Annotated in this window: 19 protein-coding genes; 11 read left to right on the forward strand and 8 right to left on the reverse strand. The window is 55.1% G+C overall.

Features of this window, described 5'->3' with window-relative positions:
- Positions 1-25: 25 nt before the first annotated feature.
- The 5 genes from TREPR_RS07005 to TREPR_RS07025 all read left to right on the forward strand — a co-directional run bounded on the left by TREPR_RS07005 (position 26) and on the right by TREPR_RS07025 (position 5,898).
- A complete protein-coding gene (locus TREPR_RS07005) occupies positions 26-1,387 on the forward strand; it encodes a PFL family protein (protein ID WP_015707602.1) in 1,362 nt (453 codons plus the stop codon).
- Between the two features lie 69 nt (positions 1,388-1,456).
- The gene (locus TREPR_RS07010; RefSeq protein ID WP_015707603.1) at positions 1,457-1,696 is read left to right on the forward strand and encodes a hypothetical protein; all 240 of its coding nucleotides are present in this window, start codon (positions 1,457-1,459) and stop codon (positions 1,694-1,696) included.
- A complete protein-coding gene (locus TREPR_RS07015) occupies positions 1,689-1,952 on the forward strand; it encodes a Txe/YoeB family addiction module toxin (protein WP_015707604.1) in 264 nt (87 codons plus the stop codon). The genes TREPR_RS07010 and TREPR_RS07015 overlap by 8 nt, the downstream gene beginning before the upstream one ends.
- A 278-nt stretch (positions 1,953-2,230) precedes the next feature.
- Positions 2,231-3,328 (forward strand): InlB B-repeat-containing protein, encoded by a 1,098-nt coding sequence (locus TREPR_RS07020; RefSeq protein ID WP_015707605.1) that lies wholly within the window; start codon positions 2,231-2,233, stop codon positions 3,326-3,328.
- Between the two features lie 86 nt (positions 3,329-3,414).
- Positions 3,415-5,898: an autotransporter outer membrane beta-barrel domain-containing protein gene (locus TREPR_RS07025; RefSeq protein WP_148257253.1), complete on the forward strand. Its 2,484-nt coding sequence runs from the start codon at positions 3,415-3,417 to the stop codon at positions 5,896-5,898.
- A 107-nt stretch (positions 5,899-6,005) separates the two neighbouring features.
- Here the strand turns inward: TREPR_RS07025 and TREPR_RS07030 are convergent, their stop codons facing one another.
- Entirely contained in the window at positions 6,006-6,293 is a 288-nt protein-coding gene (locus TREPR_RS07030) for a helix-turn-helix domain-containing protein (protein WP_015707606.1), read from the reverse strand.
- Positions 6,294-6,561: 268 nt separating this feature from the next.
- Between TREPR_RS07030 and TREPR_RS07035 the strand changes: the two genes are divergently transcribed.
- From TREPR_RS07035 to TREPR_RS07050, 4 genes are read left to right on the forward strand one after another with little or no spacing between them, the layout of a single operon-like run.
- Positions 6,562-6,741: a type II toxin-antitoxin system HicA family toxin gene (locus TREPR_RS07035; protein WP_015707608.1), complete on the forward strand. Its 180-nt coding sequence runs from the start codon at positions 6,562-6,564 to the stop codon at positions 6,739-6,741.
- Positions 6,738-7,166, forward strand: a complete 429-nt coding sequence (locus tag TREPR_RS07040) for a type II toxin-antitoxin system HicB family antitoxin (RefSeq protein WP_015707609.1) — start codon at positions 6,738-6,740, stop codon at positions 7,164-7,166. The genes TREPR_RS07035 and TREPR_RS07040 overlap by 4 nt, the downstream gene beginning before the upstream one ends.
- A 21-nt stretch (positions 7,167-7,187) precedes the next feature.
- Positions 7,188-7,682: a YdeI/OmpD-associated family protein gene (locus tag TREPR_RS07045; RefSeq protein WP_015707610.1), complete on the forward strand. Its 495-nt coding sequence runs from the start codon at positions 7,188-7,190 to the stop codon at positions 7,680-7,682.
- Positions 7,683-7,703: 21 nt separating this feature from the next.
- Complete coding sequence (locus TREPR_RS07050) at positions 7,704-8,387, forward strand: DUF2786 domain-containing protein (protein ID WP_015707611.1); 684 nt, start codon at positions 7,704-7,706, stop codon at positions 8,385-8,387.
- A gap of 46 nt (positions 8,388-8,433) precedes the next feature.
- Here TREPR_RS07050 and TREPR_RS07055 read toward each other — a convergent pair whose 3' ends face one another.
- A complete protein-coding gene (locus TREPR_RS07055; protein WP_015707612.1) occupies positions 8,434-10,398 on the reverse strand; it encodes an outer membrane protein assembly factor BamB family protein in 1,965 nt (654 codons plus the stop codon).
- A gap of 112 nt (positions 10,399-10,510) precedes the next feature.
- On the opposite strand from TREPR_RS07055, the gene TREPR_RS07060 reads away from it, so the two are divergent.
- On the forward strand, positions 10,511-13,024 hold the full coding sequence (locus tag TREPR_RS07060; protein ID WP_015707613.1) for a helicase C-terminal domain-containing protein: 2,514 nt from the start codon (positions 10,511-10,513) through the stop codon (positions 13,022-13,024).
- A 16-nt stretch (positions 13,025-13,040) separates the two neighbouring features.
- On the opposite strand, the gene TREPR_RS07065 is transcribed toward TREPR_RS07060, so the two are convergent.
- The 5 genes from TREPR_RS07065 to nrdR all read right to left on the reverse strand — a co-directional run bounded on the left by TREPR_RS07065 (position 13,041) and on the right by nrdR (position 18,587).
- Entirely contained in the window at positions 13,041-14,543 is a 1,503-nt protein-coding gene (locus TREPR_RS07065) for a hypothetical protein (RefSeq protein WP_015707614.1), read from the reverse strand.
- Positions 14,544-14,606: 63 nt separating this feature from the next.
- Complete coding sequence (locus TREPR_RS07070) at positions 14,607-15,026, reverse strand: RrF2 family transcriptional regulator (RefSeq protein ID WP_015707615.1); 420 nt, start codon at positions 15,024-15,026, stop codon at positions 14,607-14,609.
- 189 nt (positions 15,027-15,215) lie between these two features.
- Positions 15,216-17,201, reverse strand: coding sequence for a replication restart helicase PriA (priA, locus tag TREPR_RS07075; RefSeq protein ID WP_015707616.1), 1,986 nt, complete (start codon positions 17,199-17,201; stop codon positions 15,216-15,218).
- Positions 17,202-17,203: 2 nt separating this feature from the next.
- Positions 17,204-18,013, reverse strand: coding sequence for a uracil-DNA glycosylase (locus tag TREPR_RS07080; RefSeq protein WP_041611511.1), 810 nt, complete (start codon positions 18,011-18,013; stop codon positions 17,204-17,206).
- Between the two features lie 106 nt (positions 18,014-18,119).
- Positions 18,120-18,587, reverse strand: coding sequence for a transcriptional regulator NrdR (gene nrdR / locus TREPR_RS07085; protein ID WP_015707618.1), 468 nt, complete (start codon positions 18,585-18,587; stop codon positions 18,120-18,122).
- A gap of 180 nt (positions 18,588-18,767) precedes the next feature.
- Here nrdR and TREPR_RS07090 point away from each other — a divergent pair, with 180 nt between their 5' ends.
- A complete protein-coding gene (locus TREPR_RS07090) occupies positions 18,768-19,901 on the forward strand; it encodes a glycosyltransferase family 4 protein (RefSeq protein ID WP_015707619.1) in 1,134 nt (377 codons plus the stop codon).
- A gap of 3 nt (positions 19,902-19,904) precedes the next feature.
- Here TREPR_RS07090 and lon read toward each other — a convergent pair whose 3' ends face one another.
- The gene (gene lon, locus TREPR_RS07095) at positions 19,905-22,394 is read right to left on the reverse strand and encodes an endopeptidase La (protein WP_015707620.1); all 2,490 of its coding nucleotides are present in this window, start codon (positions 22,392-22,394) and stop codon (positions 19,905-19,907) included.
- Positions 22,395-22,397 lie beyond the last annotated feature (3 nt).

Genomic DNA, 22,397 nt, shown 5'->3' on the forward strand with positions numbered 1-22,397 from the left:
CCAACATTGAATAAGGATAGTAATTATGTTATTTACGCCCTTTGAAATAAAAGAAACCCTGGATATGTTTCTGCGGTATAAGCTGGATATACGGGCCATCACCCTGGGGGTTTCCCTCCTGGACTGCGCCTCTGCCACGGGCACTGATACCCGGCGGCGGATCCGGGAAAAACTCCTCCGGGTGGCAGGCCCCCTGGTGAAGGTGGGCCGGGAAATCGAGGTGGAATACGGGATCCCCATCATCAACAAGCGGGTCTCGGTCACCCCGATAGCCCTGGTAGCCGCCTCATCGGATGACGAAAACTACACCCCCTATGCCCAGGTGCTGGACAGCGTCGCCAGTGAACTGGGCATCGACTTTGTCGGCGGATTTTCCGCCCTGGTGCAGAAAGGCTTTTCCTCCGGGGACAAGCGGCTCCTGGATTCCATCCCCGAGGCGCTCTCAGTGACCGAGCGGGTCTGCGCCTCAGTGAATGTAGCCAGCACCAAAAGCGGCATCAACATGGACGCGGTGCGCCGCATGGGGGAAATAGTAAAACTAACTGCCGAAAAAACTGCGGACCGTGACGGCCTGGGCTGCGCCAAACTCGTAGTATTCTGCAACGCCCCTGAGGACAACCCCTTCATGGCCGGCGCCTTCCACGGCACCGGAGAAGGGGAGAGCTGCCTGAACGTAGGGGTCTCAGGCCCCGGGGTAGTAAAAGCCGCCCTGGAATCCCACCGGGGCGCCAGCTTTGACGAACTGGCGGACACGATTAAAAAAACCGCCTTCAAGATAACCCGCATGGGCCAGCTGGTAGGCATGGAAGCCGCCAAACGCCTGGGCGTCCCCTTCGGCATCTTGGACCTGTCCCTGGCCCCCACCCCGGAAGTAGGGGACTCGGTAGCTCGGATCCTGGAAGAAATGGGCCTGGAATCCGCGGGCACCCACGGCACCACCGCCGCCCTGGCCATGCTCACAGACATGGTGAAAAAAGGCGGCGTCATGGCCTCCACCCACGTGGGCGGCTTTTCCGGCGCCTTTATTCCCGTCTCGGAAGACGAAGGCATGGTAGCCGCAGTCCGCGCCGGCACCATCACCCTGGACAAACTGGAAGCCATGACCTCGGTCTGCTCTGTAGGCCTGGACATGATAGCCCTTCCCGGTGACACCCCGGCCAGCACCATTGCTGCGATCATCGCCGACGAAATGGCCATAGGCATGGTGAACAATAAAACTACCGCCGTCCGGGTCATCCCGGTGCCTGGAAAAAAAGCCGGCGACTGGGCTCAGTTCGGCGGCCTCCTGGGCGGGGCGCCCATCATGGCGGTCAACGCCGCAGGCAGCGAAGCGTTTATTCAGCGGGGAGGGCGCATACCGGCGCCTATACACAGTTTTAGGAATTGAGAGGGGGGGAAGAAAGGCATTGCGGACAGTGATGGCAATGTGCTATTATATGGGTAAGGGGAACATGAAATGTATGCAGCCTATCATGTAAAGGCAAAAGAAATAAACCAGGAGCTTATTAATATCCTGGAAAAAACCTACCATGACCAGGAACTGGTCATAGTAAGCCGGGATGAATATAACCAAATGGAAAAGGCCCGGCACAATATTGAATACCTTGCCAAAATAGACAAAGCGGCACGTGACATAGAAGACGGGAAGGGCATCAGTGTAACCATGGAACAATTGGAAGCCATGGAAAATGGATGATCTGATATTTGCACCCGATGCGTTTAAACAGTATACCGAATGGCAGACCGAAGACAAAAAAATCCTTAAACGCATTAATGAACTTATACGGGATATCCGGCGGAATGGCTTACTGAAAGGAATTGGCAAGCCAGAAGCATTAAAACATCGGAAAGCCTATAGTCGCCGCATTGACGATGCCAATCGGCTTATCTATACGGGAGATGAAAACCGGAATCTGAAAATACTTTCGTGTAAAGGCCATTACGAGGATTAAGTTTCCTCCAAAATTATTTTTCATACCTTCTGCCCAGCCACCTTTTTATGAAGTATGTATTGATCCTATAAAGAAAGCGGACTATTATTACTTACTAAACATATAAAAAAGGGGGCAATAATGTCTGTAAATACTCGTAATTACTTATATTATAATGAATTATCACCCCCCCCCCCCGACAAATTTACTAGGATATACCGAACCAATAGTTTCCGGACCCTCTGTCCTACCTTGTCTCTACTTTTTTCCGCAAATCTATTTTTTCCTCGGAGAGCAAAATGATATATAAACATTCCCGGTTTTACAGTTCTGGCGTTTATGCCCTGCTTCTCTCTGTGGCTATAAGCGCAGTGTTGGCCATTAGCTGCGAATCGCCGACAGATCCGGCCCCCACTGCTCCTGTGAATACCTACATGGTCATATTCAGCAGGAATGGCGGGGACACGGATGCCGACCCCCAAGCCAAGACGGTGACCAGCCCGGCGACGACTGTAGGCAGCCTGCCGTCACAGCCTGTCAAGGCTGGAAGCACCTTTGTTGAATGGAACACCGAAGCGGATGGGAGCGGGTCAACTTTTTTCGCCAATACAGGGGTTACGGGAAATATTACGGTATACGCAAAATGGTCGCTTAATCCCCCCGGAACCTACACGGTAAGTTTCAATAAAAACAGCGGGGACACTGAGGCCAACCCTCAAACCAAGACGGTAATCAGCCCGGCAACAGTAGACGCACTGCCCTCACAACCCACCAAGGCCGGCTATACCTTTGTCGGATGGAACACCCGGAAAAATGGGAGCGGGTCAGCTTTTACCGCTACAACGCCGGTTACTGGAGATATTACGGTATATGCCAAGTGGCAAGTGATTACTTACACAGTAAGTTTCAATAATAATAACGGAGACACAGAAGCCGACCTTCAAACCAAGATAGTGACCTATCCTGCTACTACCATAGACAGCTTACCCTCAGAGCCTACCAGGGCGGAGTTCACTTTTATCGAATGGAACACCCAGGAAGATGGGAGCGGGACAGCTTTTACCGCCGCAACGCCGGTTACAGATGATATTACGGTTTATGCAAAGTGGAACAGCCTTTCTGCAATTATCCTGAGTTTTGCCGATTCGGGATCCGGGGTCTTTAGCCAGGAAAGCTTTACGGTTATAAAGAGCGGAACCCCGGCGAGCCAGGCCATTGTGCTGGCCGGAAGCTGGACCAAGAGGGAATGGTATATAGACGGGGGGCTTCGGGGAAACGGGGTCAGCCTGACGGTGAACGCTTCGGATTATACCCTTGGGGGGCATATCCTGACAGTTACGGTATACCAGGGAACGATTCCCTGGACTAAGAGAATAAACTTTACGGTAAAGAATTAGAAAAGGGGACCCTCATGAGGACTATGAAAAAGAGTGTACTATTTCCGGCTTTTTGGACCGCTCTGATCTTGTGCGGCGTCTTATCCATGGGATGTTCAAACATTCTTGAAGGAAATTCCGATGCGCCGGAATACACCGGAGAAACGGCGATTCCGGAAGGCCAGGGCGCAGTATTGCTGAATATCCAATCCCTTTCGGCCCGTACCCTGCTGCCCTCTGCGGAACAGCTTTACTGTATCGCCACTTTTACCAGCGGGACAAATACGGTAACGGAAAGCTTCGGCGGCATCAGCAAAAAAACAGTAGTCCTGTCTGAAGGAACCTGGAGCCTGGTGGTACAGGGGTACCGGAACCCGTCGGATGCCCTTGCGGATACGCCGCTTACACCAACTGCAAGCGGCAGTGTCTCCGAAATTATCGTAAGTTCGGGGGAGATGACCCCGGCGCCGGTGGTGCTGACTGCCCCTCAAACAGGCATAGGAAAACTGGCCCTGTCCGTAAGCTATCCCAGTGAACCCCAGATAATCGATGGCTGGATCAAGGTGGAACAGATAGGCGGCGCCTATACCAATAAGATTGACATAAACCCCGGCCCGGGTACTGGGTTTACCCGGCGATTTACCCTTGAAGCAGGGTATTACCATGTTTCAGTATATCTGTTTAATGGAAAAAACATCCTGACCAGGGATGTGGCCCATATACATGATGACTTGGAAACCCCGGCAGCCTTTAGCTTTACTGCCGCGGACCTCGCTGAAAATGCGGATATGACCGCCCTGAACTACGCCATAAGCCTTGCCAACATCAAAAAGGATGGGGTAAAGATCAGCCCCAACGGAACGTGGATCCCCTCAGGCTTCTTTTGGGCTACCCAGGAAAACATGGGTACCCTGAACGCCGCCATAACGGAAGCCCAGGCCATTGTCGCCCTGCGTGGAACGGGCTATACCCTGAGCGCAATCAGCGCCGCAACAACAACCCTGAACAATGCGGTAAATGCCTTTACCCGGACATCCGGCACCTATATTCCCGGTTCGGATGCGGATATCGGCCTTTATATTGATGATGATTCCTCCCCGGAGGATGCCGCCGGGAAGACCCTGGCATCGGCCCTGGCTTGGCTGCAGATCCACGGACTTGATGATACTGCATACACCATATTGCTGGGCAATGATGAAACTCTGACCCCCTGGACCCTGGGGGGCTCTTCAGGCGGGACCGCTATTGCATTCGACGGCAAGACCGGCGTTACCCTTACCCTGAAGGGAAAAAGCGCCGAACGGATCGTGCAGCTTAGCGGACAGGGGAGCCTGTTTACCGTTTATGGGGGAGTAACTCTTGTTTTGGATGAAAATATCACCCTCAAGGGTATCTCCGCTAACAACACTTCGTTGGTATTTATCTCTGGTAATAATGCAAAACTTGAGATGAAGGCGGGGTCTAAAATCACAGACAATACCAATACCTCCTCCTCCTCCTACGGCGGTGGCGGTGTGTATGTCTCTTCCGGGACTTTTACCATGAGCGGCGGGACCATATCTGGTAATACCTCCTCCTCCTCCTACGGCGGTGGCGGTGTGTATGTCTCTTCCGGAACTTTTACCATGAGCGGTGGGACTATATCCGGTAATACCACCACCACCACCTCCTCCTACTACTCCGGCGGCGGCGGTGTGTATGTCTCTTCCGGGACTTTTACCATGAGCGGCGGGACCATATCCGATAATACCTCCTCCTCCTCCTACTACTCCTACGGCGGCGGTGTGTATGTCTCTTCCGGAACTTTTACCATGAGCGGTGGGGCTATATCCGGTAATACCTCCACCGGCTACTACTACGGTGGCGGCGGTGTGTATGTCTCTTCCGGGACCTTTACCATGAGCGGCGGGGCTATATCCGGTAATACTACCACTACCACCACCACCATCTCCTCCTCGTCCGGCGGCGGCGGCGGCGTGTATGTCGGCTCCTCCGGAACTTTTACCATGAGCAGTGGGACCATATCTGGTAATACCTCCCCCTCCTCCTATGGTGGCGGCGTGTATTCCGAGGGGGCATTTACCATGAGCGGTGCATCCAGGGTTGCCTTAAATAACCCGGTGTTTATTTCTCTTGGTAAGGAACTACTCATCGGCGGCGCCTTGAGCGGCTCCGATCCGGTTGCAGCCCTGGAATTGGAAACCAATATTGGGTGGATAGGGAAGGCCCTTATCAAATGGGCACCCAGCCAGAGCGGCACACTGCCGGTTAGCCGCTTTAGCTACCCCAACAGCAATATGGTGAATAGTTCGGGTGTGGTTAGCATTGTCAATCCAGCGCCCCTTTCTTTGGGGGCCACCAGCGGCGCATGGCTTGCCCCGGGGGATGCCCATTACTACAAGATTGCCGCAACTATCAACCGGACTTACCGCATTACCACTACTGGCATGGGCATGGGCCCTTCCGTGTCTAAGGCCTACCCCGATGGTACGGGAATCGCTGCAGGCAGTTTTATTGCCAACAGAACCGGGGATGTTATTGTCATGGTTACCGGGGATGGTGCGTATACCCTGACATATACGGAAGAGTAGTCCGGAAAGATAGAAAAAGTGCCTGTCACCGGTTTTGGAAAAAGGTGACAGTCACCTCTTTTTTATCTTGTCCTGACATTCCCTTATGTCCGTGTTTGAACAGTTCTTCACCCTGCCAAAACCTTGGAAACCACATCCGGAACTTGCTCAATAACTTTAAGATACGCCCTGGCCGCCGGGTCCGGCTGCCGCTTCCCCTGTTCCCAATTCCGCAACGTATAAAGCGACAATCCAAAGCGCTTGGCAAATGCAGGTTGTGAAAGTCCCATTTGCTGCCGTATGGCCTTAACATTAATCTGCTCCGGTATATGAATTCGGTAGGTATCCTGGGCCAGTTCATCCCGGGAAATGGCAAGCGCCTCTTTCATACTCTCAACAATCCGGCTTCCGCTCATTATTTTAATCTCCCTGCTCTATAATTTTCTAACAAGACCCGTTCATCACCCTCAAGAAGCTTCTTTCTATCCCGTAGAAACGATGGTGTTTCAATAACGGTGACAGGCCCTGATGTGATCATATGGTAAGTGTAAGCCATTGGATTACCCCTGTCAAGTTTTTTTTAACTTGCCTTTTTGACCAAGCGCCCAGAAAGGAGGTGTCTTACGCTTTACGTAATGCCCGTGATGCCTTGACAAACACACCTTATATGGTGTATATTTAATCATGAGCGGCAAGGAATTTGTCAAGAAATTGATGAAAGATGGCTGGATTTTAGATCGGGTAAATGGTTCCCATCATATTATGCGAAAAAACAGCATCAATTTATCCGTGCCGGTACATGGGAATGGGGACTTGAAACCGGGTATTCTCAATACATTAATGAAAAAGGCGGGTTATAAATGAAAACGATGATTCCCTGTAAAATAAGCTATTCAAAAAAAGATGATTGCTGGTATGTTGAATCTCCCGGGTTCTACGATGGCATCATGACTTACGGCAGTACTCTGGAGGAGGCCAAACGTATGGCCGGAGAAGCCGCGTCGGGACTTCTTGAGTCATACCTTGAACATGGGGACAAATTTATCATCCCCAAGGGAAGAACTTCTTCAGGCTGGTATGGTATAGAAATAGCGCCGGCCCTGTCTTTTGCGCTTTGGCTCCGGAATGCCCGGTTATCGCGTAATATGACCCTTGCAGAGACGGCGGAAAAATTGAAGGTAAAATACCAGGTTTACCAAAAACTGGAAAATCCCCGCACTGCCAATCCTACACTGAAAACATTAAAAAAACTTGAGGAACTATTTCACGAAGAAATTGTCAGGGTTTAAAACAGAGGTAGGCTGGCAAACATGTCATCACCACCACACAAATTCAAAGCCCCCATTGACCTAATCGGAATAAACCCCTTTGTATTTCTCCCCGAAAATATTTTGACTGATCTGTTTAAACAAGCGGGTAAAGAAAAAGGCCCTATCCCTGTTAAAGGAACTGTGAACAATAATCTGTATAAACAGACCCTGGTAAAATACAGGGGCTATTGGCGATTGTATATTAATACAACAATGCTAAAAGATTCGCCGAACAGAATTGGCGAAATAATAGAAGTAACCATAAGTTTTGACCCGGTTGAACGGACAATAACTCCGAACCCGAAATTTATAAAAGCCCTGGAAGAAAATAGTGAAGCAAAAACAGTCTTTGACGGATTATCCCCCTCTAAAAAACATGAAATTATCCGGTACATTTCATTCCTAAAAACAGAAAAGAGCATTGACAAAAATATAGATAAGGCAATAGATTTTTTATTGGGCAATGGAAATTTTGTTGGCAGAGACAAGCCGTAGGAAAAAAGGAAGATTATGCCGATGTCTGATTCATCTGAAAAAGAAAAAGTGATAGAAAAGATACGCAAACTCTTTGCCATGTCCGAATCCACCTCGATTAACGAAGCTGCCATAGCGGCGGAAAAAGCGCAGCTCCTGATGAGCGAATACAGCATATCCGCCGGTGATTTTATGGCATCCTTCAATATCCCCACTAAAAGAAATATTCCCCTGTGGCAGCAAAGCCTTGGGTTAACCATTGCAGATTTATACGGCGTAGTCATGAGGCGGGATCAAAACTTAATTTATGAAGATGATGCCTCCGGTTATTATACGTATTCCCTTCAATTCATCGGCGACGAAGTGTATGCAACGGTTGCAAAAGAAATGTTTGTGTATCTCAAAGAAGCAATACAGCGGCTGTCCATGGCGGTAGGGGGACGAAGCAGCCGGGACGCTTTCTGTAAAGGCGCTTCTCGGACGGTGATTGAGAAGCTCAATAATATGGGTACCGATGAATCATGGATCAGCCAAAGAAAACGTCGATATCTGCAAGCCTGTGATTATGTGGAAAACACCCTGGCCCTTGTAGTTCCCGCCAGAAGAAATGTTAAGTTCTCTATTGATCAGTCAAATTATGATAAAGGGCGGGATGCGGGAAACCGTATCTCCCTGCACAGGCAGGCCGGCGGAATTGCGCCCCAAGGAAAAATAACCGGTCGGTAAGCTTGTATTAGGCCCGGTTACTTACCGATACCACAGACATGTGCCATCAGCGCAATGATTGTAATTCCTTCCGTGCCACAGCCTGTGCAAAGGCGGGGCCGATGTCCGCCACTGCGGAGAGGAGCCGTATGCCTGCTTCACTCAAGGGGGGGCCTGAGAAGCGGCAGAGTGAGCCGGTTGCGGCGGCTACTGCGGCCAGGACCCGTTCATCTCGGTTCGGGATCAGGGGGAAGATCATGGATCTGAATGCGGCCAAGGCTATGCCGTCGGGATCAACCCCAATGTAGCCTATGGCCTCTGCGGCGGCGGCCTTGACCAGGGGGTCCGGATCGCTGCGGCAGAGGCCGGCCAGGAAGGGTATGGTTTCCCGGGAACCCATGTAGGCCAGGAGCCGGGCTGCTTCGACCCGGTAATTCACATGGATCAGGGGGTGCAGGGGGGACTGGTTCATCGGCGCGTCCGCAATGCTTCCGGCGATTTCCATGAGGTAGGCTGCGTAGCTCCGCTCGTTTTCCCCCAGCCTGCCTTCCCGGGCGGCGGTGGAGATTCGTTCCAGCCGGTCCCTGATTTCCCTCTCCTCATAGCGGTTGAAGTCCTCCGCCCAGGGCGAAGGCCGGGGGTTCCCGGTACCGTAGCTGCCCTCAGGGGCGGGCCCGTAGATGGACTGCCGTTGGGTTTTAATGGTGTCTTCCAGGTGGTAGGCGTAGAGTACCCAGTCATTGCCCCCGGAGTAGAGTATGCCCTCGTCGGAAAAGGCCGGGGGGGACTTTGCGTCCTGGATACGCTGGAGCCAGTGCTGTTTGCCATCCTCGAAATACCCGGTGGCCCCGGATTTGCTCAGGGCATAGAGGCCCCGTTCATCGTAGATCAGGGAGGACTCTGCCGGGGTATCCGAGTTGGCGATATGGCTGTCCCCGGACCAGAGGCTGCGTTTTTCTCCCACCGAATAGAGGGAGACCTTCCCGTTTGCCAGGGCCATGCCCAGTTTGTCCCCCCGACTGGCTACTGCCAGGGGCGCCGCAGCCAGGGCGGGGAAGGCTAGGGCGAAGCTTTGCTCGGACCTGGTCCAGCGTATGGTTTCGGCTTTTCCGGTTTTGTAAACCACCAGCAGGGTTGTCTCGGCGCCGGTGAAGACCGGGGGGAATTTTGAGGCGATATCAGCGGCAGCAGTGGCCTTTTCCCCCGCAAGCCGGGCTGCGGCTTCCGCGGCTCCCCGTGCCTGGGCTGCGGTGTTTTGGGCGGCCTGGTTATCCGGGGCGGCCTTTGCGGCAGCAGCGGCTTTTTCGGCGGCTTCCCGGGCCACGGCGGCGGCTTTGGCAGCCTCCTCCGCAGTTTTTGCGGCCTCAGCCACCGCAGCCTTGAAGGCTTCCGCTGCAGCTTCCGTGGCTTCAGGGGCCAGTGATTCCGCCGCCGGGGTATCCAGGGCAATGAAAAGCGCCGGGGTTTCCGAAAGCCGCCGGGACAGGGCCTTTCCAAAGGCGTTCAGGACCAGGAGTTCCCCGTCGTTTTGGATAGCCAACAATCCCCCCTGTTTGTCCAACTGGAGGGGGAGGCCCAGGGGCTGGGTCAGGGGCTTCGACCAGAGGGGGAACCCCGAGGCGGTATAGCAGGCGATACGTGAGGCAGTAGGGACAAAAATCCGGCCGTCAAAGCCCACCTGTACCGGGCTGGTGATGGGCGCCCCCAGATTGACCCGCCATAGTTCCTGGCCAACCCGATTCAGGGCAATTAAAAGCCCATTGGTCCGGCAAATATAACTGGTCCCTTCTCGGGAGCGGGTGATAAAGGGGGTCAGCCGGCCCTGGGCGTTGAAGTTCCACAGTTCCCGGCCTTCCCGGGAATATGCCTGGACATTCCCCCCGTCACAGACCGCCGCCACGGATTCCACCTGGGCAGCCGGGGCGCCGATCACCGCCCCGCCCAGAGCATGGCGCCAGTAGGGTGCCTGTTGGGCATGGAGGGTTGTGATACAGAAAACACAGAACAGAAACGCCGGGATTTTTGTTTTCATATATACAGTATCGGAAAAAAGCGATGGTGCCGGGTGAAAAAGGTGACTGTCACCTTTCCAGCACCCTATTCTCCCCCTTGCCATTTTCAGGTGGCTTACAGATACTGGGATAGTGCAGGCGTCAAAACGGTTTTCCGCTCAATGTATTGAACAGCTACGTTCCGAAATAGAGGACTCCCGGGGTAATGAGGTTTTTGCCCTGGGCTACCTGGACGATCAGGGCCTGGTGACCCGGCTTGATATCCGGGCCCGGGGCAATGAGGGCTCGGTCCTGGCCTTGCAGGACTGGTCCGAGGTAGATACTCCGGAGCTGCCGGATGCTGAGGACCTGTCTCACCCTGCGGATGTGCTGATCCACAACCACCCCAACGGTTTACTGACCCCCAGCGACGAGGACATGACCATAGCAGGCCGGGCGGCAGAGGCGGGGACCGGCTGCTATATCGTGGACAACCGGGTGTCCAAGGTCTATGTGGTGGCGGAGCCTACCCGGCGGCGCAAGCGGGTGCTCCTGGACGGGGATGCCATCTGCGCTTCCCTAGAACCCGGTGGCGCCATTGCCCGGCGGCTGGAATCCTACGAAAGCCGGCCATCCCAGCTTGGCCTGATGCGGCTCATCACCCGGGGTTTTAACGAGGATGCCATCATAGCCGCCGAAGCAGGGACCGGGGTGGGGAAGTCCTTTGCCTACCTGCTCCCGGCCATGGACTACGCCCTGGCTAACGAAGAACGGATCGTTATCTCTACTGCCACCATCAACCTCCAGCAGCAGCTCTACGAAAAGGACATACCCCTGGTTTCTGGGGCAATGAACAAAAAGATCAAGGCGGTGCTGATCAAGGGCCGGGGGAATTACCTCTGCCGCCGCCGCCTGGATGATGCTCTCAGGGAAATGGAACTTTTTGATGATGAAAAGGAAAACCTTGAAGCCATCGCCGCCTGGGGGGAAACCACTGCCTCAGGGAGCCGCTCGGACCTTTCCTTCCTGCCCCTGGATACACTCTGGTCCCGGGTCTGCTCCGAGGCGGATCTCTGCATGGGCCTGCGCTGCCCCGAGCGGGAACGCTGCTTTGTCCTCGCCCTCCGCAAGGAAGCCGCAGACGCCCGCATACTGGTGGTGAACCACCATCTCCTCTTTGCGGACCTGGCAGCCCGGTCCGAAGGGGCGGGTTACGATTCCACCGTGGTGCTCCCCCCCTATACCCGGGTGATCATGGACGAGGCCCATACCATGGAAGGGGCCGCCACTTCTTTCTTTTCCGAGGACTTCAGCCGCCTGGGGGTGTACCGGCAGCTCAACCGGCTTTACCGCCGCCGCAGGGCCCGGACCTTGGGGCTCCTGCTGCGCCTGGCGGTCCTGTCCCGCCAGGAGGACAAGCTCGACGATGGCGCAGAAATGGTGCAGTTTGTCCGGGATGCCGCAGATGCCCTGGATGAAGCCGCCCTGGGGCTCTGTTCTAAAGAAGGCAGCTTCCGGCTTACCCCCGCGGACGGGAAGATCATCGCCTCCGCCCTGTTCCCCCCCTTGCAGGATCTGCGGAAAAAGCTTTCCTCCCTGGCCCTGCTCATCCGGGATATGCTGGAAACCGTGCCCGAAGACAGCGCCGATGATCCTGCGGTCTGGGAAATAAAGTCCATCGCCCGGCGGCTTGAGTCCATCGCTTCTGTTTGCACATCCTTTATTGAATACCGGGAGCGGCCCACAGAAGTACTGTGGATAGAACGGCACTGGGGCCGGGGAGGATTTGGCCGCGCCGGGGCTGAAGCCCAGAACTGGGCGGTATTAACGGTCACCCCCATCGATGTGGCCCCATCTTTGCAGGAAGCGCTTTTTGCACCCAATAAAACTGTGGTCTGCGTTTCCGCCACCCTCACCATCACTGACTCTTTCAACTACTGGATGAACCGTTCAGGCCTCAACCTGACTGACAAGGAAGTCCTTACCGGGCAGTTTCCCAGCCCCTTCCCCTATGCCCGGGCGGTGCTTCTGGGCACCCCCTCGGATGCGCCCCTGCCCAACGACCCCAGTTACCGCTCCTTCGTGGACATGGCCGCAGCAAAACTGGCGGAAGCCGCAGGGGGATCCGCACTGATACTGTTCACCTCCTACGAATCCCTGAAAAGCGCCTTTGCCGCTGCGGCCCCCAGGCTGGAAGAGCTGGGCATACGCTGCCTCAAACAGGGAGATGATGACCGGGGCCGGCTCCTGCGGACTTTCCTGGATGACAGATCCAGCGTGCTCTTTGCCACCGACTCCTTCTGGGAAGGGGTGGACGCCCCGGGGGACACCCTCCGGCTGGTGATACTCTGCCGGCTCCCCTTCCGCACCCCCAACGAGCCGGTTTTTCAGGCCCGCTGTGAAGCCCTGGAACGGAAGGGCGGCAGCTCCTTCATGGAACTGTCCCTCCCGGAGGCGGTGATGAAATTCAAGCAGGGCTTCGGCCGGCTGATGCGCCGTTCCAGCGACCACGGGGTAGTGGCAGTCCTGGACGGGCGGCTCCTTCACAAACGCTACGGTGAGCACTTTCTCCGCTCCCTGCCTGAAACCAGGCGGAGCTTCGGGGAGTTTAACAGTTTATTGCAGGAGATGGAGCGGTTTTTATTTTCCGGGCATTATAATCAATAGTTACTTATACTACTTTTTACCCCTCGCTGTCAAACACAACCTTCCCCAGCCCTGAAGCATTGGGATCGATCCCCCTGCGGTATTTCTCCAGTGCGGCCTTTTCCCGTTCCAGTTCATTAAAGGAATAAACCGCTTCCCCGGACGCATCCAGGGCGACCTCGGGCACCGAGTAGGCGCCGATTTCTTTGATCACCCGGTCCCGGGCGGCGGCCATGTTTTTGGGGCGGCATTCCGCCGGCTTGGGATCGATTTCAGCGGGCTTAACCGAAAGCGGGGCCTCCCAGATCCGGTGAAAGCCGTCCTTCCGCAGATTTTCCAGTTTGACCGTTTCGTTGGCCTTCTTCAGATTTACGTTTCTGAGCAGGGGGATGAGCCAGAAGAGGAGGGAGAATACCAGGGGCACCACCCCGAGGCCGATGGTGATAAAGGGCAGGATATCGCCGCTGCTTATTGATGAGAAGAGGAGGTAACTTACTTTATAGAGGTAGGAAGCGGCATCAAACTGGGCCTGGGTGGTGATGGCCCCGGTGGTGAAGGCGTTAAAAAGGAAGTAGCTGCCGAAAGCCAGGTTAGCCCCGTTGATCACACTGAACCAGCCGTTCATTTTTTGCTTGTTTGAGGAAAAGCTTAAGAGCCGCTTCAAGGGGGCGCTAAAACCCGCAAAGGAACGGCTTTTTTTATCCGCCCGGAGCAGCAGTTCGTCAAAGCGATACACCACAGTCCCATCATCGGTCGCCTCAGGGAGGCCGCCGAATTCCGCGCAGTAGCCGGTGATCCCTTCCTCGGCCTCAGTGCTTTCCTTCCCCGTGAGGGCCATAAATTCCGGCAGGGAGATGACCCCCGCATTGGCCTGTATATAGGCGATCACCCCCTGCTTTTCACGGGAGATCCAGTCGGCGTTGGGGTCCCCGTCGCCGAATACAAAAGAAAAGATCGCCTTGTACAGGGGGCGGCCCTTGGGACGCGGCTGCGAGCTTCCCCGGCCGTAGCCATAGCTGCGGTCTATGGATTTGGTTAATTCCGAATAGAACCAGATGCGGATGATCATGTTAAAAATACCCGAGGCAAAGAAGAGGCCCCCGCCCCCCCGGCTGGAAGAACGGTTATCGGACCGGGAAGAGGAGGAAGCGGCCACGGAAAGCATCAGGGAAGCCAGGGCGATGAGCATGAACAGGGCAAAATAGCCCACCAGCATCACCATGATCCATACCTTAAAGGCCCCAACGCTGAAAATTTTCAAGGCTTTGCCGAATTTTTCCAGGAACCTGTTCAGGGAAGCCTTAAAACCCCGGTATTTACTAATAAATCCCCGGGGAAACGAGTAGAGTATCTCCCCGGATTCGGTCACTTCCAGGCGCCCTGAGTATTCATCCGCCGCCTGGGGAACCAGTTCCCGCACCGTATTCAGGGGAAGCGCCGTTTTTGCCACAATATCGGCAACCGTAGCGCCCTTTTGCTGACGCATAAAGGCCGTTACTACCTTTTGATACGCTTCCTTGTCCTTAATTTTCTGCCCCATATTGATCCACCTATCTGGATACTACAGAAAAAGGGCTATCTTAACAAGGAGAAACAGGTACAGCTATTTCTCAAGGGTTTCCTTTTCCAGGATAGAGGCCAAGGTTATACTATTGAAGAAATTGTTGATCAGCTCGGTTACATCCGCCCATACCGAGTGGGTCAGACAGGCGCCCAGCCGGGCACAGTCCTCGGAATGTTTATCGCAGGCGGTAAGGTTTAGCTCCTCCCCTGCGGCGTCCAGAATTTTTTTGATGGTGAGCTGATCCAGGGGCTGGGCAAAGCAAAATCCGCCACCGGGGCCTCGGACCGAAGAGACTATCCCCGCTTTCCTGAGCTTAAAAAAAATCTGCTCCAGAAAGACCGATGAGATATTTTCCTCTTCCGACAGGCTATTAATGGATACAGGGACTCCCTCTTTTCCGATTTTTGCTAATGCCAAGGATGCCCTGAGTGCGTAACGACCTCTTGTGGTAATTCTCATAGGAATCAGCCCCCCTTTCGAAATTTGAACGCTCTAAAACCTTAAAGCATCGATAATGTATCTATTAAACATGACTGTATCTGACTATCATAATAATGAATATTTGTATAAATGTAAAACAAATTTTTCCAAAAAACCTTAAAAATAGATAAAAAACGAGGTAAATTTTTGTAAAATGAAGAACCGGTGTTACAGGAGGCTCACGGGATCCACATCCACCTCAAGGTAAGCCTTGGCATCCCGGCCCTTGTCATAGCGGTCCAGGATGGCCCGGGCTGCGGTATGGAGGGTGCCCATGGTCTTTCCCCGGAGTATAAGCTGCCGCCGGTGGTTTCCGCTCATGATGCCTATGGGGCATTCTGCGGGGCCCAGTACATCCGCGTCCCTGGGGATCAGGGGCGTGGCAATTGAGGCAAGCCGGGCAATGGCCCCGTCCGCCCGTTCCGCTTCCTTGGACCGGAGGGTAAAGCGTATGAGCCGGGTATAGGGGGGGAAGCCCAGCATTTCCCGCTGGGCCAGCTCGGCGGTGAAAAAGCCCTCCACATCCAGGGCGCAGGCCCGGGTGATGGCGGGATCATGGGGGCGCAGGGTTTGGACTATCACCTTGCCGTCCGGAAAGTAGCGGCCTGCCCGGCCTGCCACTTGGACGATCAGGGAGAAGGTCCGTTCCGCCGCCCGGAAATCCGGCATGTGGAGCCCCGTATCCGCCAGAACCACCCCCACCAGGCGCACCCCCGGGAAGTTGAGCCCCTTGGCAACCATTTGGGTTCCCAGGAGTATGTCCATGCCCCCAGCTTTGAAAATGTCCAGGGTTTCCGCCAGGCTGCCCTTGCGCCCCGTGGTATCCGCATCCGCCCGGCGCAGCCTCAATTCCGGGAAAGTCCGGGCCACCTCCTCCTCGATCATCTCGGTGCCGAACCCAGCAAAACCCGCCTCCAGGGAGCCACATTCCGGGCAAGCCTTGGGGGGAACCACCGAATAGCCGCAATAGTGGCATACTGCCCGGCCCTTGCTCTTGTGGTAGGTCAGGGATACCGAGCAGTGTTTGCAGCTCAGTTCAAAGCCGCACTGTTTGCAATGGTAAAAATAGGCGAATCCCCGGCGGTTGAGAAAGAGTATGCTTTGTCTGCCCAGTTGGGCGGTTTTGCGAATTTCGTCTTTTAATTCCCCGGTGAGGCAGCCTTCGGTATGTTCCAGGCTTACGGGGATGATCTCCGGGGGGCTGCCACCGGAAAGCCGCCGGGTCAGGTCCAGCCGCTTGATGCCCCCGTCCTTCATGAGCTTCCAGGCCTCCGCCGAGGGTGTGGCTGACCCCATGACCAGCCGGGCCCCGCTGGTCGCAACCCTGCGCATGGCCACCTGCCGGGCATGGTAGCGGGGGGTGTTTCCGGACTTGTAGGAGCCGTCGTGTTCCTCATCAATGATGATCAGCCCCAGGTTCTTCACCGGCGCAAAAACCGCGCTCCGGGGGCCCACCACGATATGTACTTCCCCGGCTCGTATACGCACCCACTCGGTAAGCCGCTTGCTGGGGCTCATCCCGGAATGGATGGTGGCTGCCACCGGGCCGAATCGTTTTCCGATAGCCTCGGCGGTTTGGTGGGTCAGGGAAATTTCAGGGACCAGGTAAATTACCGATTTCCCCTCCCGGATCGCCGACTCTGCGGCGCGGAGGAACACCTCGGTTTTTCCTGACCCAGTGATGCCGTACAGGTAGAAGGGCGGGGGCTTTTCGGCGGGGGCGGTAATCGCTGCCAAGGCCTTTTCCTGTTCCTCCGACAGTGATAGTGCAGCCTGGGCAATATCTTCATCATCATCAAAGGACGAATAGCCCCCCACCCGCCGGCCCGAGGGGATCATGGCTGCCAGGGCTTCCCCCAGGCCGCAGAGGTAATAGCCGGCCATCCATTTGGCAAGCTCTACGTCGCCGCTGTCAAAAACAGGCTCCCCATCCACCACCCGGCGTACCGCCTTTATACTGCCGGCGCTAAGGGCGGCGGGGGCCTCGTCCCGCTGGCCGATTATGTACCCCGTCATTTCCCGGCGCCCAAAGGGGGCCATGACCCGTTTTCCCAGGGCCGCTTCGCCTTTGGGGTCCATACGGTAGGTAAAAACAGGATTGTCCCGGATGGGCACATCAAAGACGATATCCAGGTACTGGGCAGAATCGGCCATGGCTAAACGCCGCCTTCCCCGGCCTCCCGGGCGTAGCTTTCATCAATTTCTATGAGACGCTGCCTGAGCAGTTTCAGGTCCTCCCAGGCGGGGCGTTTGTAGGTATCATCCCGGAGCAGGGCACTGGGATGGTAGGTGGCTAAAACGGGGATACTCAGGGTTTCATGTACATGGTAAGGGGTGAACTGCCCCCGGAGGCTTCCGATGGGAGACCCGGTTTTAAGCAGGGTCTGGGCGGCGACTCGTCCCGCACAGAGAATAATCCGGGGTTCCAGGAGGCGTATCTGCCGGGCAAGGAAGGGGGCGCATGATTCGGTTTCCTCAACCAGGGGGTCCCGGTTATCCGGAGGCCGGCATTTTACCACATTGGCGATAAAGCAGTTTTTCTCCCGGGAAAGCCCCACCGAACCAAGCATCTTGTCCAGGAGCTGTCCCGCCTTACCCACAAAAGGCCGCCCCGAGGCATCTTCATCCGCCCCGGGGCCTTCCCCAATAACCATGACCAAGGGCCGCTCCACCCCCTCGCCGGGGACCGCCTGGCTCCGCCCGCCGTGCAAGGGGCAAGCAACACAGCGGACAATATCCGCCGCCACCGCTTCCAGGGTGTCTGAAACGGTGACAGTCACCTTTTCGACGCCCAGCGCCTCCGGTGAGGGCCTCGTAACGGTGTCAGTCACCTTTTCGGCGGCTGATGCCTTTTCCGGGTCATCGGTGAAGGCACTGGGTTCCCGGGGCTTATGGTAGCCATCCCGGAAAAAATCCCCCGCAGTGTCAAGGAACAGGGCAAGGCTCAATTTTTCTTCGGCGGTCATGTCCCTATTGAACCCTAAGAGCCGGGAGAGTTCAAGGGGCGGATTAAGAACAAGCGCTGCCAACGTCCCCCCGCCGGCAGCAAGAAGTTCTCCGTGTTATAGTACCTCAAGGTTTAGGGACATCTCCCAGTTTTTGGATTTCCCTTACAAATTCTTCAACATTTTCAAAATGCCGGTACACCGAGGCGAACCTGACACAGGCAACCTTGTCCAGGCTGCCCAGTTTTTCCAGAGTCAGTTCCCCGATGGCGGAGGCGGCGATTTCGTGGTTCACCTTCCCCAGAATGGCCGAGGCGTCCTCGATCTCGTTGATCAGGTTCTCTATGCTCATCTGGGAAACCGGCCGTTTTTCCAGGGCCCGCTGAACCCCCCGCTCTATCTTTGACCGGTCAAAGGGCTCCCTGCGGCCGTCCCGCTTTATCACCATGAACTGCTTGTCTTCGATCCGCTCATAGCTGGTAAACCGGTACCCGCAGCCATTACACTCCCGCCGCCGCCGTATGGCGTCGCCGTTGGCCAGAGTTCGGGATTCTATTACCTTGTCATCAAAATTCCCGCAATGGGGACAGCGCACCCTTTACCTCAATACACAATATATAGCGTTACACCTGTAGCGTCAATTTTCTTTGTTCCAAGGATATCACGCTATAGCTTGTGTCGCAAGGGGGATGGGCGGGAAAAAGGGGAATATCTTAAAATTCTCTTTTCCTTTATAGTAATGACCGCTATGCTATAGATAAGCGAGGTATATATAATGAAGGTTGGTATCGATACCTTTGCCTGCAATGTTGGGGCATCCGGTGTCGGTGTATATATTTCCCAATTGTTGAAACGAATCCCCCCATCGGGGGACCGGTATGAACTTTTTGGATGGGATTTTGACCGTTTTGCCTACAACGAAACTGCCCCGAACCTGGAATTTATCTCCAGATGCCGTTATAGCGGCGATAGCGCCAGCGCCCTTTGGCATATTTACAGGTACCCCCAATTCGCGGAACACCGCAAATTTGACGCCTGTTTTTTCCCTGCAGCCCACAAACAGCTGCCCCAAAGTTCCCCCTGCCCATCCGTGGGGGTGGTGCATGATATGGCAGCCTACTGGGGCAAACGGGGGGTTCGGGAACATTTGGGAGTGGTAATCCGCATGGGCCTCCCCCGGGCGCTGCGCCAGTTGGACCGTATTATCGCGGTGAGCCAGTGGGTCAAGCAGGAACTGGTGGAGCGTATGGGTATCAGGGAATCCCAGATCGATGTGGTGCCCAACGGCATTGACAGCTCGGTTTTCTACCCACGGCCCCAGAACGAGGAAAGTGTCATTTTGATACAGCCCTTCAGCTTCCGCCGCCCCTATATACTCAACGTGTCCCGGCTGGACCATCCGGTTAAAAACCATGTCCGGCTCATCCAGGCCTTTGGTATCTTTAAGGAACGGACCCGGTTCCCCCACCGCCTTGTCCTGGCCGGCTCGGATAGCCACCGTGCGGATGTGATCAAAAACGCCGCTTCTATCAGTAAATTCCGGAACGACATCTTCTTTACCGGCCATTTTCCGGCAAAAAATCTCCCGGAACTCTACGCCGGCGCAGATATGGTGGTAGTTCCCTCGCTGTACGAAGGGGGCGGTATGGGGGTTCTGGAAGCCATGGCTTCTGGGGTTCCCGTTGCCTGTTCCCGCTCCGCCGCCCTTCCCGAAATAGCGGAACACGCGGCCCTGTACTTTGACCCCCTCAGGCCCGAAGACATGGCGGATCGCATGGTTACCATGTCCACCAACCGGGAAACCTATCTGGAATGCCGTAGAGAGGGCCTTAAACGGGTAGAGTCCTTTTCCTGGGATCGCTGCACAGAGCAGACCCTGCGGATTATTCGGGAGACTTCAGGGCTTTAAGGATCAGGGGAGTTTTTTAATATCAGTAAACAGAATGGCAAAAGCCTCATCCGCAGTTTCCACAAAGTCTACTTTCAGGGAGTCCCGGACTTCCTTATCCAGCTCCTCCCAGTTGTCACGGTTTTCTGTGGGCAGCAGAACCCGCTCCATGCCGTTACGGATAGCGGCCAGCAGTTTTTCTTTGAGCCCCCCGATGGGGAGTATGCGGCCTGTGAGGGTGAGTTCACCGGTCATGGCAACTGCGCTCTTCGGGGGGACTGCGCAGAGGGTTGACAGTAATGATGCTGCCAGGGTGATACCCGCCGAGGGGCCGTCCTTGGGGATGGCCCCTTCCGGGACATGGACGTGGAAATCCGCTTTTCCTATATCGACCTTGAAATTGTAGCGGCCCTGGGCGCTGCGCAGATAGGACAGGGCGATCCGGGCGCTTTCTTTCATCACGTCCCCCAGGTTGCCTGTGATGATCAGGTCACCCTTGCCCTCATAGCTGATGGTTTCCACGGGCAGCATGGCGCCCCCGGTTTCGGTCCAGGCCAGGCCGTAGGAAACACCGATTCTGGCTTCTTTAAAAACTACATCGTTTTTATACTTCCGCCGGCCCAGGAGTTTTTCTAAATCCGCGGGGCGCACAGTTTTTCTAAAGGATGTAATGGGCTTTCCATCGGTCTTTCCGTATCCCTTTTCCACCGCATACCGGGCGATACGGCGTATACAATGGGCTATCTCCCGTTCAAGGCTCCGCACCCCGGACTCCATGGTCCAGTGCCGTATGAGTTCCAGTATGGCCTCATCCTTAAACTGTATTTTAGCCTCAGCAAGACTGTTCTCTGTCAGTTCCTTGGGTACCAGAAACTGTTTTGCGATGGCCAGCTTTTCCATTTCCCCGTAACCGGGCACTTCGATGATCTCCATTCGGTCCAGAAGCGCATAGGGGATGGTGTGCAGGGAATTGGCGGTGGCAATAAACAGGACCCTGGAAAGATCGTAGGGCACTTCCATGTAGTGATCCGTAAAGCTGGAATTCTGTTCCGGATCAAGCACCTCAAGCAAGGCCGATGCGGGGTCCCCCCGGAAGTCGCTGGAGAGTTTGTCGATTTCGTCAAGCAGGAACACTGGGTTTACGGTGCCCGCTTTCCGCATGGACTGGATGATCTTCCCCGGCAGGGCCCCCACATAGGTTTTCCGGTGCCCCCGGATCTCCGCCTCATCCCGGACGCCCCCCAGGGAAATCCGCACAAAGCTGCGGCCCAGGGCCCGGGCTACGGATTTGCCCAGGCTGGTTTTTCCCGTTCCCGGGGGCCCCACAAAGCAGAGTATGGGCCCCTTAATCCGCTCATTAACCCCGCTGAGCAGTTCCGGTGTTTCCGCTGCCCGTTTTTCCCCCAGTAAAACTAACTGGCGGACCGCGATAAATTCCAGGATCCGTTCCTTGGCCTTCTTCATGTCGAAGTGATCTTCGTTGAGGATACGCTCCGCTTCTCCCAGGTCCCCGGAATCAATGGTGGCGTCGCTCCAGGGGAGGTCCCCTATCCATTCCAGGTAGCCTCGCAGAACCCCTGCTTCGGGGGAAAGGGCCTGTAGTTTTTTGAGCCGCGCAATTTCTTTGCGGGCCTTTAACAGTACTTCGTCCCCGGGGTTTTTTTCCAGAATCACCCGTTCCAGTTCGGCAAATTCATCCTCCCCGCCGTCCTTTCCCAGTTCCTTGTTAATTTCCTTAAGCTGCTCGTAGAGAATATATTCCCGCTGGTTTTTCTCCATACGGTTTTTAACTTTTCCGCTGATATTTTTCTGGATACCGTAAATTTCATTCTCTGTTTCAAGGGTTTCCAGAATAGCCTCCAGGCGTTCCGTGATTCCCTCAATCCGCAGTAATTCTACCTTTCTATCCGGTTTGATAGCCAGGGCATTGGCGATAAGGTTGCCCATACGTTCCGGGCTTTCGGACTTTTCAACGGAAGTAATGGTTTCGGTGCTTATTTTTTTGGAAAATTCCGCATATTGGGCAAAGGACCGCTGTACCGCCCGGGTCAAAGCCTGGATCCCGCTCTCACCCAAATCGGAAGGGTCCCCTCCGCCCACGGGCTCCACCATAGCCATGGCATGACCGCCTTTTTTCCGTGTGCCTGTGATGATTCCCCGGTATTCCCCCTGAAGGACCACACGAAAAGTGTGGTCCGGAAGCTTGATATGCTGTAATACCCGGACCACCGTGCCGGCAGAATAGGTTTCCCCGTCGAATCCCCTGGGGTAGGCGGCCTTGGCTTCCCCTTCGCTCTGGCCGGAATTTTCCTGCTTCTCAGGCTGGCTTTCTTTGAGGCAGGCGGCAAAGAGGCGGCTGTCCAGTTTTAGCGCCTCTTCCAGGGCAGTAATGCCGGATTTGTAAGTTATATAAACAGGCACAATGGTGTGGGGAAATAAAACCAGCTCCCGCATGGGGAGCAGGGGGAATTCTTCGGCAGTGTTTTTTCCTTTCGGTGGTGAAAGGAATTTCATGGG

Source organism: Treponema primitia ZAS-2 (assembly GCF_000214375.1).
In the GTDB taxonomy this organism is placed as follows: Bacteria; Spirochaetota; Spirochaetia; order Treponematales; family Breznakiellaceae; genus Termitinema; species Termitinema primitia.